Origin of the sequence: Polynucleobacter sp. AP-Titi-500A-B4 (assembly GCF_018688095.1) — a bacterium.
Classification (GTDB): domain Bacteria; phylum Pseudomonadota; class Gammaproteobacteria; order Burkholderiales; family Burkholderiaceae; genus Polynucleobacter.
On sequence record NZ_CP061311.1, the window covers coordinates 1316165 to 1330444 of the forward strand.

Here is a 14280-nt window from a genome sequence, read left to right on the forward strand (position 1 = left end):
CTAATATCATTTTTGATATATATCAATATTGATATAATTTATGAATGATAAATTGGGAAGTTGAGACCTTAAATGCATGTGTTGACAATGAATTGGAGAAGCTTCCCGATGATATGAGGGGTCGGTTTGTAAGAGTTTCTGGTTTATTGGAGCAATTTGGCCCCAAACAAGTAGGTATGCCACATATCAGAAGTTTAGGAAGTAAATTTTGGGAAATCAGAGTTTCAGGAAGAGATGGGATTGCAAGAGGCATTTACGTTATTGCCCTATCAAAAAAGATAGTGATCTTGCATGTATTTATTAAAAAATCACAAAAGACACCAACTGCAGCCTTAAATATCGCAAAACAAAGAGCAAAAGAGGCCAAACTAATATGACCAAGATTTCAACCCTACACAAACGCTGGCTAAAAGAACCATCTTATAAAAAAGCTTATGAACAATCTCGTGTTGAATTCGAAATCTCGAGAGAAATCATTGAAGCTAGGATGAAAAGTGGGCTATCACAGGAGGAGCTTGCGGCTCGTATGCAAACCTCACAATCAGCAATCGCAAGGCTAGAAAGTGGCTCCAGCCTGCCTTCCATGAGAACTTTAGCCAAGTTTGCACAGGCAACCAATTCCCAAATTCAAATTCACTTTAGGCCCATTAAGACTCCTAGGCAAAAAATTGCTGCCTAATCTACTGATACCATACCAAAGTAAGACTAATCATCAAAAACAATTACAAAGGAATCGATCATGGGTAACTTAACGCTATTTCTAGTCCAATGGGGCTTAACTTCTTTGTCTCTTTGGGTGGCTAGCTATATTTTTAGCGGCCTACGATTTGCTGATGGTGGCTCACTTTTGATTGCAGCACTCCTGCTTGGCTTTGCTAATGCCATCGTAAAGCCTTTGCTCATCCTGCTGACCTTGCCACTGACCGTGGTAACGATGGGTCTATTTTTATTGGTAGTCAATGCTTTGGTATTGATGCTGGTATCTGCGGTCGTAAGCGGCTTTACGATTTCTAGTTTCTGGACCGCATTCTTTGCCAGTATCTTTATTTCTCTATTTAGCCTGTTTATCAGTGGCTTAGTTTTCTAATTCTTTTTCCTTAATTCGCACCAGGGTAAATATCCGACCAAGAGTGCAGTGCTGCTTTGCAGGGCTGTGACTTGGTTGCGAGTGATTTAGCATTCTCTGCCAAGATCGTTGCACCGCCCGTCAGAAACCCCAAGCCAATACTGACAGCACTATTCACTACACCCTCTTTATTAACCCCGGCTTGGGGTTTAAGCAAGGTGCCCTGCAGTTTTACAAGGCCACCCAAATTGACGCCAGTGGTCAGCCCAGATTTTTCTCTAGGATCAATCTTGATATTGAGAGATTCTGTTTTTAAATCTATTGAACCGGATAGCACCATATCTAAGCGGTCGGTTACAACTCCGATAGAGTCATTCAGGGTGATTTGACCATTGCTGACCGGCAAGTAGATAACCGCGCACTCTAAGAGCGTTTGGTCTGTTTTCTTACGCATGGGATTTACCGCATTCACAATCGAAATCATGAGATCGCCACTGCCATCAATAAAGCGAGAATCTAAACTGCTCTTACCAATAGAAATTTGCGCTGCGCCATTTGCCCTACTGGCAAGCTGATGCATTGAGTTTCCTGTGCTACGCAAATTGAAGGCTATCTGTGCATCACCACCCTTCACCTTGGTCTGAGCATCTATCGTATCCATCACTTGCTCTAAGGTGAACCCCTTCGCCAAGCCCTTCGCTGAAACTGTAGGATTTGCCCCTTGAAACTGAGAAAGACTCATCTGCACATTTGCACTGCCCTTGCCAAGACCAAAAGAGAGGTCATTAATATCAATCTTTGGACCGTTAAAGAGAAAGGTGCCCTTTAAATTCGTCATGGGTAGGTGCCCAGGAACACTCAACTCCTCAATATTCATCACCAGTTTGCCATGAGCCTCCGGCAGGACATCAAATGGCAAAATATCTTCGCTAAAGAAATATCGCCCTGATGGTGGGGAGACTCTCGCTGTAGCAGCACTTGTCCCGCCAGCCCCAGCAATTGCCGCCGAACCCACTAAGGGTGTCAACTCAAATGCTTTAGAGCTAAGCTTGATATCAAAGCTAGGGAGTGCCTTCGGCTTTTTATCGACTTCACCATTGATCTCCAGAGTCTTACCATTTACCGTCAAATTGAAATCCAAGGGTAATTTGACTGGACTAATATTCCAGTCATTTAATGCATCATGAAGATTGCCGGTATTGCCTTTAATGCCCAGTTGATAATTGCCATACTGTGCTTGCGCTGCCATTTCTGTTTTGGTGCTTCTGCCAATAATTGAAAGCCTCGGTATTGCAATCAAGGTTGGAGCTGAACCAAAACCCTGATAGCTCAAATTTGCATCAGTGATACTGAGATTTCTGATTCTGATTGGATCAATTTGATCCGAGGTCGATGTTGAAGGTGTGGCAGTTCCAGCTACAGCGCTATTGAGAGTCGAGGCAGAGGCATTACTAGAGCTAGAGGAAACAATGGGGAGTGTGAAATCCCAGTTACCATCACCAGATTTATTTGTCTGCAAGTAAGCATCAACGCCATTTAGAATAATTGCATTGAAGGCAACTTCTTTTTTCAATAGTGGAAGTAATTCAATATCCAACTCTAAGCGCTTGACTGTCAGCATATCAGCCTTACTCGCCCATGATGCATTGCTCAGAGTAACCTGCTCTGCAGTAATTCCAAGTGAAGGGAACAATTTCAAGCTAACAGGCCCAGCAATTTTCAAATCACGGCCCGTAGCATCCTTAATGGATGAGCTGAGTAATTGTGTGAGCTGAGCCGGGTTAATCGATGACGATGCATACCAAACTCCTAATATGGCGATAGTAAAAATTGCGGCTAAGACAAGCAAGAAGAGTTTGAGTGTTTTGTTCATTTCATCATCATTCTAAAGGGCTAGACTAAAATCCCTAGATGAGTACAGATAACTTACCGAAATGCCCCGCCTGCCAAGAAGACATGACCTATCCCGATGGCAATAACTATGTTTGCGCCCAATGCGGCCATGAATGGCCCATTGCTGCTGCAGTTGAGGAGGAGGTAGGTTTGATTGTGAAAGATGCGAATGGTAATCTTTTGGCAGATGGGGATAGTGTGACCCTGATTAAAGATCTCAAGGTAAAGGGTTCGTCGACTACCCTAAAGGTTGGCACCAAGATTAAGGGCATTCGTCTGGTTTCTGGTGACCATGAAGTGGACTGCAAAACAGAAGCAGGCAATATGTTGCTCAAAGCCTGCTTCCTAAAGAAAGCGTAATGTATTCGCCTAACCGGTGCTTGCCTTCTTGAGGACAGCGTAAATTTGATCTTTAATTAGCAGCTTCTCTTTTTTCAAAGTTTCAATCTGCTCTGGTGTGCTTGGCTCTTTATGGTCTTCCATACGCAAAATCTTTGCATCTAAATTATTGTGCTTATCAAACAGATGGGAAAAGTGACGGTCTGTTGTCTTTAATTTGGTAATTAATTCGCGGTATTCTGGAAACATAGATTCCCTCATTCAAAAGTAATTGGGTTCATTCATATTACGTGATTTCGGCGTATCAATTCCAGCCCAAGAGAAAAATAAGTCAGGCAACATATTAATTCCGCCCCTACCCTTGTAATTGGCAGGAAAAACCCCATATAGCTTTGGTCTTTATTGCAATTAATTTGCAGTAATATCTACCAGTGCTTAAGCACATTAACTACCAAAAAGAAGGGTAATAAACCATGGCTACAAAGAAGTCACCAGCAAAAAAGAAAGTAGCTACCAAGGTGGTAAAAAAAGCCCCTATAAAGAAAGCTGTCAAGAAAGTTGCCGCTAAAAAAGTGGCTGCCAAAAAGACAGTGAAAAAGGTAGTAAAACCAGTGGCGAAGAAAGTCGCTACAAAAAAGCCTGCTGCAAAAAAAGCGCCGGCTAAAAAACCCATCAAGAAATCAGCAGCAAAGAAGGTTGCCAAAAAGGCATCCTCTAAGTCGGCAGCTAAATCATCTAAGGTAGATCAATATGGTCTAGAAAAAGATGATGAGTTCTATGGCCTCTACTTTGCTAAATCTACTAGCAAAGGTTTAGTTGAAGTAAAACCTTGCACCTTCTCCCTCATGTACTGGTGGAAAGGCTTGCTTGGCTATCCTGACATGATCGAAATCTCTAAAGGCAGCAATACTGCCATGTTGCAGTTTGAATCTACTTTTGGCGGCGGCGATTCGGGCGAAACTGAATTAACGGAACATGATGTATTGGATATTGATCACATCATTGAAGTTGATGAAGAAGAAATGCTGATTTCCCTCTACTCTTATGTACCAATCCCAGTACCAGAGAAGTTGGTAGGTGCCTTAAGCCTGTCTATTCTCAATATCAACCCAGAAACTCGCTATGGCAGTCTAGAACTCTGCTCTACCGAGAATGAAGAAGGCGAAACAGAGCACTTCTTACGCTATCGTGCTGCTACTTATCTGCGTGGCATCAAGTCTGGCAAGGTTGAGGCAATTGAAAGCATGGTCACTAATGGCTCCGAGTTCTTTGGTCTTGCTTTAGATGCAATGTGCGTCAATAAGTCTATTAAGAAGTGGTTGCTTAGTTAAGACCTATCTACATAGATAGTTATACGTCATCGGAAAACGGTCATTGACCGTTTTCCGACTGTCGATCAGCGAAACAGTTCGCTTTCCAAGCTTCTTGCATTCTGCAAGAGCAGCTTCCTGAGCTTCACTCTCCTTAGCATCCTTTGGCGAATGCACGCCTATCGTTCCATCAGATTGCTGGTACACACCAAACTGACTTGCTGGGGTTGAGCATGCAAGCAAAATTAAGCTAGCACATAATAGGAAAAATCGATTCAATGCACTTTTAAAACTATTCATTTTTTTACCTTCAAAATCATTCGCACTATTCTATGCTTGCATATAGCCATATCTCAGATTAGTTCTACCATCACCAAACTCATCGTAATGAGATTTAGCCAAAGCTACCTTATCACCCTCAAGCGCAGCACGCTGTGCCTGAGTAAAGTTGTATAGTCGCGCAGAGTTATCACCAAAGATTGCCCTCTTGACTGGTCCATCAGCAGCGCCTAAAGGACTAAATCCATATTTCTTTTGCATATCCTCAGGGATCTCAAGGCGACGTAAGGCCTCAATCTGCCATTGTGGAGAGCCTGTCCAAATAGCATCCGTTCCCCAGACAACATGATCCGAACCAAGGCCCTGAATAAGTTGGCCTAACATAGCAGCGCATAGTCTTGGTTCAGCAATGGTGCTCTGAGCGAAGATTTGCCCTAAATCACCATAGACATTATTGACACCTGACTTTTGAGGAATCTGCGCCAAATCTGTTACCCAGTCAATTCGACCAGTACGCCTGAACTGCTGCCAGCCTTCATCCCAAGTGCCGCCTGTATAACGAAAGGCAGAGTGATAAATCACAAAATTCAATTGTGGCCAATCTTTTGCCGCCTTAGCAACATCATCTACCTTGGCATAAGGCAAAAGATGTGGGTACTGCTGCGTTACCGAGGGCGGATATAAGCCTTTATGCACGCAGACATTAGCAAGGCTTGGCTGTGCCTTACTCCACTTTGCTAGCTTTTCGTAAAACGGATAAAGCAATTTCTCATCATCAAGCCGCCACGGATGTGTAGAAAGCTGCTTATTGGTATTGTCGCCAATGGTGTATCCCTTAAATGAATCTGGCTTCAAGTTCTCGTAATCAGCTTCTGCTTTCTCTAACCAACCTGGCATACCTGGCATGAAAATCGCATGGGAGAACATGCGCTTAGATCCAGCCTCTTGATTTACAGTCTTGCGCGCCTGCGCCTTCATTTCATTAGTTAAGAACCAGTCTCGAGGATCTTCAGAGCCCGACCCAGAAATTAAGGCAACCTTGGTATCGCTATCTAAGAAAATTTCTTTAAAGTAGTTGGCAAACTTCAAGTCATCCAAAGTTTGTGGCTTACCAGCCAAAGCAGGGTTCCAAGCCGCCCTCCCTACTGCTTCGCGTGATCTCACAAACCCTTCCAAACGCGTGTCATCTCTTAGAAAGTGAGTGTGCATGTCCATGATGAATTGGCTTTTGAGCGAAGCAGCACGTTCGTTTGCCAACTCTGGTGTTGCTGCCTCAGCCTGACTAACCCCATACAGCGGGCCAAAGGTTTCATTCATCGCAACAAAAGCTGCTGCCATTCCAGCAGCACCTTGAAAGAATCTACGTCGCGATACACCTTGATGCTTTGCAAGCCTTGAACCAATTTCTCTAACGCGCCTCTCAAATTCTTTTTGCTTAGGTGTTTGAGGGGCAGGCATAAACTCATCACTAGAAATCGCCTGTGTCGGAATGGGCGAGCGAAATGAAGCAGTTTCTGCAGGAATTAATTTCTCTATCTCATCAGGCGTCATCATGATATGCGTTTCCAATAACAAAAAATGTTAGCTTCTTTGGTACCGCTTTACTGTATCGCAAACTAACTATTAGAGGAATACTTCTGAGTTCAATGCCTTGTATTGAGGGAATTGGCGGAGAGGGAGGGATTCGAACCCTCGGTAGGTTTGACCCTACGCCTGATTTCGAGTCAGGTACATTCGACCACTCTGCCACCTCTCCGAATCGATGGGTCATTATAGCCAGCGATACATAAAACCATCCCGGTGATATTGGCTTAAAAATTGACAGGCCACACCCAATAATTTACATTAGTATAGATATACATTTATGTATATCTATTTAAGGACTAATCATGAATATCCAAATTTCAAAATGGGGCAATAGCCTGGCACTTCGTATTCCAGCTAGCTTCATCAAAGAAATCAAGCTAAAAGATGGGGACAAAGTTGAAGCAACCCTTTCAAAGGATGGCTCATTAGTCATTCGACCTCAAAAATTAGAACGCAAAGAAATTGCCGCTCAACTAAGAGCATTCAGAGCTACGTTGAAGATGGGCAAATCAGTAATGGAGGAAGTTCGCTCAAAGGCGCGCTACTGATGATCTATATTGATACCAGTATTTTTGTGGCCTTGTGTACAACTGAACCGAAAAGTGATGCCGTTGATAAATGGCATGATAAAAGCTCTGCAAAAATGATCTCCTCGACTTGGGCATTTACTGAATTTTCCAGTGCTCTCAGTCTTAAAGTCAGAACCAATCAAATAACGGAGAAGCAGAGTCGTGAGGCTTGGAAAAAATTTGACACTCTTTGCCAAAATGATATAGAGCTAATGCCCATTGAGAGTAAGACTTATTATTCTGCAGGAATTTTAGTGATTGACAGCAAATCAAATTTAAGGGCTGGAGATGCGTTACATCTCGCAGCCGCAAAATCTTTCAAAGCAAAATCAATCATCACCCTTGATAAAGTACTCGAAAAGAATGCTTCTCGGCTAAAAATAAAAACTATAGTTCTTTAGGGGCTGACTATAGCGGGCCTTAAATTACCCAAAGCGAGTGGTAATTAAGGCTAGAGGTACACCATTACTCACAGACGCCTGTTAAGAGAAGTCCACCAGAAAAGAATCCAAATGGGTACTTTCCGTCTTTTGCAAACCCTTCGATACTGAGATAGTCTACAAAGGCGCCATTTTGGCCTGCAGCCTTTTGTGTCCAAATGACTTTATAAGAATTGGTCTTGCTTCCAGATGCAATTACCTTAGGTTTTCCTAAAGAATCCATTACATCGCCAATAACTTCGCCAGTTTTCTTGATCACTGCAAATTCTTGACCTACTCTGGGGCTATCTTTAATGATATCTAACTCACCATTACTTTTGATGTAGGCATCACTCAACACCTCACAGCGATAGGTTTTTTCGGCTGCAAAAGCACCTGAAGAAATAAATGATGCGCCAATCAGAAATAAAAATAACGAGCGCTTATTCATTTGAGAGAGCTCTTTTTTGCTTGATTAATTATTAAACTGGTTTGAGTACTTCTACGCCACCCAAGTAAGGCTGGAGTGCTTTAGGAATCGCAATACTGCCGTCGATTTGTTGCTTGTTTTCGATCAATGCAACCAATGCTCTTCCCACTGCTAGTCCAGAACCATTTAAGGTATGAACCAATTCAGGCTTGCCCTGACCTGCTTTAAATCTAGCTTGCATGCGACGTGCTTGGAAGTCACCCATGCTTGAGCACGAACTAATCTCGCGATAGGCTTTTTGTGAGGGCACCCATACCTCTAGGTCATAGGTCTTCGTACTGCCGAATCCCATATCACCAGTACAGAGCAATACTTTTCTATAAGGCAACTCGAGTAATTCAAGAATCTTTTCTGCGTGACCCGTTAAATCCTCAAGGGCTTGCATAGAGTCCTCTGGTTTGGTGATTTGCACTAACTCGACTTTGTCGAACTGATGTTGACGGATCATACCGCGCACATCACGACCATAACTACCGGCTTCAGAACGGAAGCACGGAGTATGAGCCACAAATTTCAATGGCAGAGTATCTGCGTTGACGATCTCATCACGAACCAAATTGGTTACCGGAACTTCTGCCGTTGGAATGAGATAGAAGTTTTCTGTCTTGGCCTCGCCTGCCCCATCTTCGCCACCCATCTGACGTGGCACCTTAAAGAGATCTTCTTCAAATTTAGGTAGTTGGCCAGTACCACGCATGGAAGCAGCATTTACCATGTAGGGTGCATACACTTCTTGGTAACCATGATTTGTAGCGTGAGTATCGATCATGAACTGCGCTAGAGCACGGTGCAATCTCGCGATTGGTCCCTTGAGAACAACAAAGCGTGAACCACTGATCTTCGCTGCTACTTCAAAATCTAATCCTAATGGACCACCAAGATCTACGTGATCTTTAACCTCAAAATCAAACATGGGCTCTGTACCCCAACGTTTGATCTCTTGATTTTCAGTTTCATCTTTACCAGTTGGTACAGACTCGTCAGGTAAATTTGGAATCCCCATCAAGAAATCAGAAATCTCTGCCTGCAAAACAGCTAAACGAGCGGCACCTGATTCCATATCAGCATTGACCCCGGCAACTTCAGCCATTTCAGCAGAGGCATCTTCGCCCTTGCCCTTCTTCATGCCAATCGCTTTTGATAATTGATTGCGCTTTGCTTGCAATTCCTCGGTACGGGTTTGCAAAGACTTGCGCTCAGACTCCAGGGCGTTGAATTTCTCAACATCAAGCTGAAATTTACGAGTAGCTAAGCGCGCTGCTACTGCAGCGATATCTTTACGGAGTAATTGCGGATCGATCATATGTTGCTCTAGTTTTCAATATAGGCTCTAGTTTAAGCGTAAGACTTCAGCCCCTGCGGGTGGGGTGAAATTAAAGCGATTGACTGGCAAATTGACGTTGAGCTGGATCTTATCCAGAGTAACCAGAACCACGCTGCCTAGGCCATCCATTAACTCCAATGCTTTAGGTAGGCCATTCGCCATGCCGATCGAAATCTTGGTGTACGGCAAATCATTTTGCTTCTTGGCATTGGGATCACTTTTCGGAACCAAGGCAACCCACTTCATACCAGAGCGCTCCTCGCCTTCAATTAAATCAAAATGTTGATCTAAAGAATTTTCACCAAACAGAATAGCTGCTGGTGTCGATGCCAGCGCTTGCCCAGCTGGGCGAAAGGTTGCTTGATTTAAATCTTTATCCCACAAAATGAGTTGATTGCCATTGGCGATCAGTTTTTGTTCATAGGGCTTTTGAGTATCCCAAACAAAACGACCAGGACGCTGAAATACAAAGCGGCCTTGTGTTTGACGAACCACTTTAAGACCTTTGTCTTGTGACTCATTTGCCTTAGGTGCGCGCAACTGTTGCTGCATAAAGTCACCTTCTGCTGTTTTGGAATTCCGCACAAACTGACGCAGCTGCTCTGCACCACTCTCGCTTTGAGAGATTGCCGTACCTGAAAATAGAATCGTTGCAATACCGAAGGTGATTTGAATCGTTACTGCAGATAAGAATCTTTGCAAGGTGTTTCCTACTCTGAAGAGCGATGCAAAATCTCGCGATTGCCGCCATTGCCCATCTTCGATACAAGACCGGCTTTTTCCATATCCTCGAGCAAGCGTGCCGCGCGGTTGTAGCCAATGCGCAAGTGACGCTGAACTAATGAGATCGATGGACGCTTATTTTCTAGAACGATGGCAACCGCTTGATCATAGAGAGGGTCAGCCTCACCACCGCTCTCACCTGTTAAAGCATCGATATTAGATTCATCTGCGCCTTCGAGCACGCCATCGATGTAATTGGCTTCGCCCTTCTCTTTGAGCCACTCCACCACACGGTGTACTTCATCATCCGATACGAATGCACCATGAACACGCACAGGCAATCCAGTACCTGGGGCCATGTAGAGCATGTCACCCATACCCAACAATGCTTCTGCACCCTGCTGATCCAAAATCGTACGGCTGTCGATCTTGCTGCTGACCTGGAAAGAAATGCGAGTTGGTACGTTGGCTTTAATCAAGCCGGTAATCACATCAACGCTAGGACGTTGTGTCGCTAATACCAAGTGGATACCAGCAGCACGTGCTTTTTGTGCGATACGCGCAATCAACTCTTCAATCTTCTTGCCGGAGACCATCATCAAGTCAGCCAACTCATCGATCACGATGACGATGACGGGCGCTTTATAGATTGGCTCAGGATCGTCCGGTGTCAAGCTAAATGGATTGGTGAGCTTCTCACCTTTTTCTTCTGCTTCCAGAATCTTCTTATTAAAACCAGCAAGATTACGTACGCCAAACTTACTCATGAGTTTGTAGCGACGCTCCATCTCATTTACAGCCCAGTTCAGCGCGTTGTACGCTTGCTTCATATCAGTGACCACTGGGCAAAGCAAGTGTGGAATCTTGTCATAGATAGCCATCTCGAGCATCTTTGGATCAATCATGATCAGACGCACTTCATCAGGCTTGGCCTTAAAGAGCAGAGACAGAATCATGGCATTGATACCAACTGACTTACCAGCACCAGTAGTACCCGCTACTAAACAGTGCGGCATCTTCGCCAAGTCAGCCACCATGGGGCTACCAGAAATATCTTTACCTAAAGCGAGGGTGAGCAATGAATGGTTGTCGTTGTAGACCTGTGAAGTCAGAATCTCTGACAAGTAAACCGACTGACGTGTTGGGTTTGGCAATTCCAAAGCCATGCAAGTTTTACCTGGAATTGTTTCCACAACACGCATACTCACAACACCTAGTGAGCGAGCCAGGTCGCGAGAGAGGTTCACAATCTGACTACCCTTCACACCAATCGCTGGATCAATCTCGTAACGCGTAACTACTGGACCAGGGTAAGCAGCAATGACCGTTACTTGCACATTAAATTCTGCTAGCTTGCGCTCGATTAAACGAGAGGTAAATTCCAAAACATCAGCAGAGATGGTTTCTTTTGCTTCTGGCACTGGATCGAGTAATGCAAGTGGAGGCAATTCTGAATCAGGAATGTCAACAAATAATGGTTGTTGTTTCTCACGCTCTACCCGGGCACTCTTTGGAATCTCTACTGGAGCACGCACGATTTGAACTGGGGCTGCCACTTCAACGCGCCCCCGAATCTCTTCAACAAATTCTTCGCGCTCTTCAGCTGCAGCTTCACCAAGCTTACGATCCTCTTCACTGTCTCGATGCTCACGAATGCGTAGAAAAGTCACTTCTAAGAAGCGCCCTACTTTTTCTGCAACATCCAACCAAGAGAAATGGAGGAACAAAGACAGTCCAGCACAGAGCCCAAAGAGAAGAACGAGCGTTGCACCTGTAAAACCTAAGGACATTTGCAGGGGGTCACCGATCAACTCACCCAAAATGCCACCAGGCGGTCTAGGGAGCTCCCAGGACAGCGAATGCATCCTAATAGACTCAAGACCCATACTGCAAACTAAAGTCAGGCCAAAGCCCAACCAACGCATTAATAAAGAGTCGGGCTTGGCATCTGGATCAGGGGGCAATGGAATACTCCAGAGCTCACGCCAGCCATGGAGAACCCGACGTCCAAAAAGCACCACCCACCAAAAGGCAGAAATACCAAAGATATAAAGCATTAAATCGGCTAAATAGGCGCCAAAACGACCACCCAGGTTCTTAGGGGCCTCAAAACTAGCATGGGACCAGGCTGGATCCGCCTTGGAATAAGTCAGCAAAATGGCAAATAGTCCAAGGCATAGACCCAAGGAAATGAACCAGCGCGCCTCTAGGAGCAGGCGGGGCATCCGGCCTTGCCCACCATTATCTGGGGGCTGGGGTAATTGGGACTTCGGGTATACGGTTCTGGCCATGTTCTGCTGATTGTAAACAAGCAAATCTATAATTTGGGTATGACTACAAATACCCCAAAACACTCCAAAGTTCTTATCCTCGGTTCAGGCCCTGCTGGCTATACCGCCGCAGTCTACGCCGCCCGAGCCAATTTAAAGCCTACCCTCATTACTGGCTTGGCTCAAGGGGGTCAATTGATGACTACCACTGACGTTGAAAACTGGCCAGCTGATGCCGATGGCGTCCAAGGCCCAGAGCTGATGGACCGCTTTTTGAAACATGCTGAGCGCTTTAATACCGAAATCATTTTTGATCATATTCATACAGCAGCGCTTAAAGAGAAGCCGATTCGCTTGGTTGGCGATTCTGGAACCTACACCTGCGATGCCTTAATTATTTCCACAGGTGCGTCCGCTCAATACATTGGCCTGCCCAGTGAAGAAGCATTCATGGGTCGCGGCGTTTCTGGTTGTGCAACTTGCGATGGTTTTTTCTACCGCAATCAAGATGTGTGTGTAGTCGGTGGCGGTAACACAGCGGTTGAAGAAGCGCTCTACCTCACTGGCATTGCTAAAAAAGTGACCGTGATTCATCGTCGCGATAAATTCCGTGCCGAGCCGATTCTGAATGATCGCCTGATGGCTAAAGTTGCTGAAGGCAAAGTGGAGCTGAAATTGAATGCCACTCTTGACGAAGTTCTCGGCGATGAAAAAGGTGTGACTGGTGTTCGCATCAAGAAACAAGATGGCAGCACTGAAGATATTGCAGTAACTGGCGCCTTTATTGCGATTGGTCACAAACCAAACACCGACCTATTTGTTGGTCAGCTCGATATGAATAACGGCTACATCAAAACTCACTCAGGCCTTGAGGGTAATGCCACAGCTACCAACATCCCTGGTGTGTTTGCTGCTGGTGACGTACAAGACCACATCTATCGCCAAGCTATTACCAGCGCTGGCACAGGCTGTATGGCTGCATTGGATGCACAGCGTTATTTAGAGACTTTGGAATAAGTTTCTAAACTTATAATAATAAAAATGCCTAGAAATGCTAGGCATCTTTATTGGGACGTTTTTTCTAAACCCAATTTTCAAGGGCAAGATTAGGGACTCTTTTAAATTCGGATAGATTATTTGTTACCAGGGTTAAACCATGACTTCTAGCATGAGCCGCAATATGAATATCATTTACTCCAATAGGTTTACCCTTACTCTCCAAGAATGATTTGATTTGACCATAATGCTGGGTTGCATTTATGTCATACGGTAAAACTTCTAAATGACTGACAAAGTCTTCAATGTTATTAAGATTACTTTCAACCTGTTGACTCTTTTCTGCGCCATACATCAACTCCGCCAACGTAATTGTTGATATAGCCATTCGGTTTGCATTTTTATTGAAGACCTTAAGCACTTCTAGTGGCTTTCGCTTCATTACATAAATAACAATATTGGTATCTAGCAAGTACTTAAGCATTAGAGAGACTCTCTATCACTTTGCTCTTGAGAGCCTCTTTCATTCATAAAATCATCACTTACACGAGCATCGCCCAAAAAGTAGTTGTCCCACATGTTTTCAATTGGGGCAATTATTCGCTCCCGACCCTTTGCGCGAACATTAACCTTGCGAACATTTTCTGGCAGCCGCATTTCAGCAGGCAATCTCACGGCTTGAGTCCGGTTATTTGTAAAAACAGTTGAAATAGCCATAATTTTTAATCTCCCAGTGTATATAGCAATTGTATATTGCATCAAACGCCTATGCAATCCCCAAAAAATACCCTTCTAAGCATCTATAGCTTAGGGGAATTATTAATAAAGCATTCCCACTCCAGATCATCTTGCTTTTCTTGCTGCATGATTTGCTCTTCGGTGGTTGCATCTAATTTAGATTTGTCAACAAACCCCTTGGGGAATGTTGTTGGATTACTTGGGTCGACCTGGATTTTTATGATTTCAATTTCACTCATACCCAAATAATAATCCCCCTCATTACAGCCTATCTCAG

At 44.4% G+C, this 14280-nt stretch carries 19 protein-coding genes and 1 tRNA gene; 8 read left to right on the forward strand and 12 right to left on the reverse strand.

Annotated features, from left to right (window positions below; genetic code table 11):
- Window positions 1–44: 44 nt before the first annotated feature.
- From FD968_RS06620 to FD968_RS06630, 3 genes are read left to right on the forward strand one after another with little or no spacing between them, the layout of a single operon-like run.
- On the forward strand, window positions 45–377 hold the full coding sequence (locus FD968_RS06620) for a type II toxin-antitoxin system RelE/ParE family toxin (protein ID WP_215364865.1): 333 nt from the start codon (window positions 45–47) through the stop codon (window positions 375–377).
- Window positions 374–679 (forward strand): helix-turn-helix transcriptional regulator, encoded by a 306-nt coding sequence (locus tag FD968_RS06625; RefSeq protein ID WP_215364866.1) that lies wholly within the window; start codon window positions 374–376, stop codon window positions 677–679. The genes FD968_RS06620 and FD968_RS06625 overlap by 4 nt, the downstream gene beginning before the upstream one ends.
- Window positions 680–736: 57 nt before the next feature.
- On the forward strand, window positions 737–1087 hold the full coding sequence (locus FD968_RS06630) for a phage holin family protein (RefSeq protein ID WP_251367675.1): 351 nt from the start codon (window positions 737–739) through the stop codon (window positions 1085–1087).
- Between the two features lie 10 nt (window positions 1088–1097).
- On the opposite strand, the gene FD968_RS06635 is transcribed toward FD968_RS06630, so the two are convergent.
- The gene (locus tag FD968_RS06635) at window positions 1098–2939 is read right to left on the reverse strand and encodes an AsmA family protein (protein WP_215364869.1); all 1842 of its coding nucleotides are present in this window, start codon (window positions 2937–2939) and stop codon (window positions 1098–1100) included.
- 38 nt (window positions 2940–2977) lie between these two features.
- On the opposite strand from FD968_RS06635, the gene FD968_RS06640 reads away from it, so the two are divergent.
- On the forward strand, window positions 2978–3319 hold the full coding sequence (locus FD968_RS06640) for a zinc ribbon domain-containing protein YjdM (RefSeq protein ID WP_215364871.1): 342 nt from the start codon (window positions 2978–2980) through the stop codon (window positions 3317–3319).
- Between the two features lie 9 nt (window positions 3320–3328).
- Here FD968_RS06640 and FD968_RS06645 read toward each other — a convergent pair whose 3' ends face one another.
- Complete coding sequence (locus tag FD968_RS06645; RefSeq protein WP_215364872.1) at window positions 3329–3547, reverse strand: YdcH family protein; 219 nt, start codon at window positions 3545–3547, stop codon at window positions 3329–3331.
- A gap of 224 nt (window positions 3548–3771) precedes the next feature.
- Between FD968_RS06645 and FD968_RS06650 the strand changes: the two genes are divergently transcribed.
- Entirely contained in the window at window positions 3772–4629 is an 858-nt protein-coding gene (locus FD968_RS06650) for a hypothetical protein (RefSeq protein WP_215364874.1), read from the forward strand.
- A gap of 3 nt (window positions 4630–4632) precedes the next feature.
- On the opposite strand, the gene FD968_RS06655 is transcribed toward FD968_RS06650, so the two are convergent.
- From FD968_RS06655 to FD968_RS06665, 3 genes are all read right to left on the reverse strand, one after another.
- Window positions 4633–4887: a hypothetical protein gene (locus tag FD968_RS06655; RefSeq protein WP_251367527.1), complete on the reverse strand. Its 255-nt coding sequence runs from the start codon at window positions 4885–4887 to the stop codon at window positions 4633–4635.
- A 51-nt stretch (window positions 4888–4938) separates the two neighbouring features.
- Window positions 4939–6441, reverse strand: coding sequence for an amidohydrolase family protein (locus tag FD968_RS06660; RefSeq protein ID WP_215364877.1), 1503 nt, complete (start codon window positions 6439–6441; stop codon window positions 4939–4941).
- A gap of 112 nt (window positions 6442–6553) precedes the next feature.
- A tRNA-Ser gene (locus tag FD968_RS06665) sits at window positions 6554–6643 on the reverse strand.
- Window positions 6644–6776: 133 nt separating this feature from the next.
- Here FD968_RS06665 and FD968_RS06670 point away from each other — a divergent pair.
- Window positions 6777–7022, forward strand: a complete 246-nt coding sequence (locus tag FD968_RS06670) for an AbrB/MazE/SpoVT family DNA-binding domain-containing protein (RefSeq protein ID WP_215364879.1) — start codon at window positions 6777–6779, stop codon at window positions 7020–7022.
- Complete coding sequence (locus FD968_RS06675) at window positions 7022–7444, forward strand: type II toxin-antitoxin system VapC family toxin (RefSeq protein WP_215364880.1); 423 nt, start codon at window positions 7022–7024, stop codon at window positions 7442–7444. The genes FD968_RS06670 and FD968_RS06675 overlap by 1 nt, the downstream gene beginning before the upstream one ends.
- Window positions 7445–7508: 64 nt before the next feature.
- Here the strand turns inward: FD968_RS06675 and FD968_RS06680 are convergent, their stop codons facing one another.
- The 4 genes from FD968_RS06680 to FD968_RS06695 are packed head-to-tail and all read right to left on the reverse strand — an operon-like array spanning window position 7509 to window position 12224.
- Window positions 7509–7913: a hypothetical protein gene (locus FD968_RS06680; protein ID WP_215364882.1), complete on the reverse strand. Its 405-nt coding sequence runs from the start codon at window positions 7911–7913 to the stop codon at window positions 7509–7511.
- Between the two features lie 31 nt (window positions 7914–7944).
- Window positions 7945–9255: a serine--tRNA ligase gene (gene serS / locus FD968_RS06685; RefSeq protein WP_215364884.1), complete on the reverse strand. Its 1311-nt coding sequence runs from the start codon at window positions 9253–9255 to the stop codon at window positions 7945–7947.
- Between the two features lie 27 nt (window positions 9256–9282).
- On the reverse strand, window positions 9283–9978 hold the full coding sequence (locus FD968_RS06690) for an outer membrane lipoprotein carrier protein LolA (protein ID WP_215364885.1): 696 nt from the start codon (window positions 9976–9978) through the stop codon (window positions 9283–9285).
- Window positions 9979–9986: 8 nt separating this feature from the next.
- Entirely contained in the window at window positions 9987–12224 is a 2238-nt protein-coding gene (locus tag FD968_RS06695) for a DNA translocase FtsK (protein WP_215364888.1), read from the reverse strand.
- A gap of 105 nt (window positions 12225–12329) precedes the next feature.
- Here FD968_RS06695 and trxB point away from each other — a divergent pair, with 105 nt between their 5' ends.
- Window positions 12330–13286 (forward strand): thioredoxin-disulfide reductase, encoded by a 957-nt coding sequence (trxB, locus tag FD968_RS06700; RefSeq protein WP_215364890.1) that lies wholly within the window; start codon window positions 12330–12332, stop codon window positions 13284–13286.
- 64 nt (window positions 13287–13350) lie between these two features.
- Here trxB and FD968_RS06705 read toward each other — a convergent pair whose 3' ends face one another.
- From FD968_RS06705 to FD968_RS06715, 3 genes are read right to left on the reverse strand one after another with little or no spacing between them, the layout of a single operon-like run.
- Window positions 13351–13749, reverse strand: a complete 399-nt coding sequence (locus FD968_RS06705) for a type II toxin-antitoxin system VapC family toxin (RefSeq protein ID WP_068948847.1) — start codon at window positions 13747–13749, stop codon at window positions 13351–13353.
- Window positions 13749–14024 (reverse strand): type II toxin-antitoxin system VapB family antitoxin, encoded by a 276-nt coding sequence (gene vapB / locus FD968_RS06710; protein WP_305848941.1) that lies wholly within the window; start codon window positions 14022–14024, stop codon window positions 13749–13751. Before vapB ends, FD968_RS06705 begins: the two co-directional genes overlap by 1 nt.
- Window positions 14025–14065: 41 nt before the next feature.
- Window positions 14066–14242: a hypothetical protein gene (locus FD968_RS06715; protein ID WP_215364892.1), complete on the reverse strand. Its 177-nt coding sequence runs from the start codon at window positions 14240–14242 to the stop codon at window positions 14066–14068.
- Between the last annotated feature and the right edge of the window lie 38 nt (window positions 14243–14280).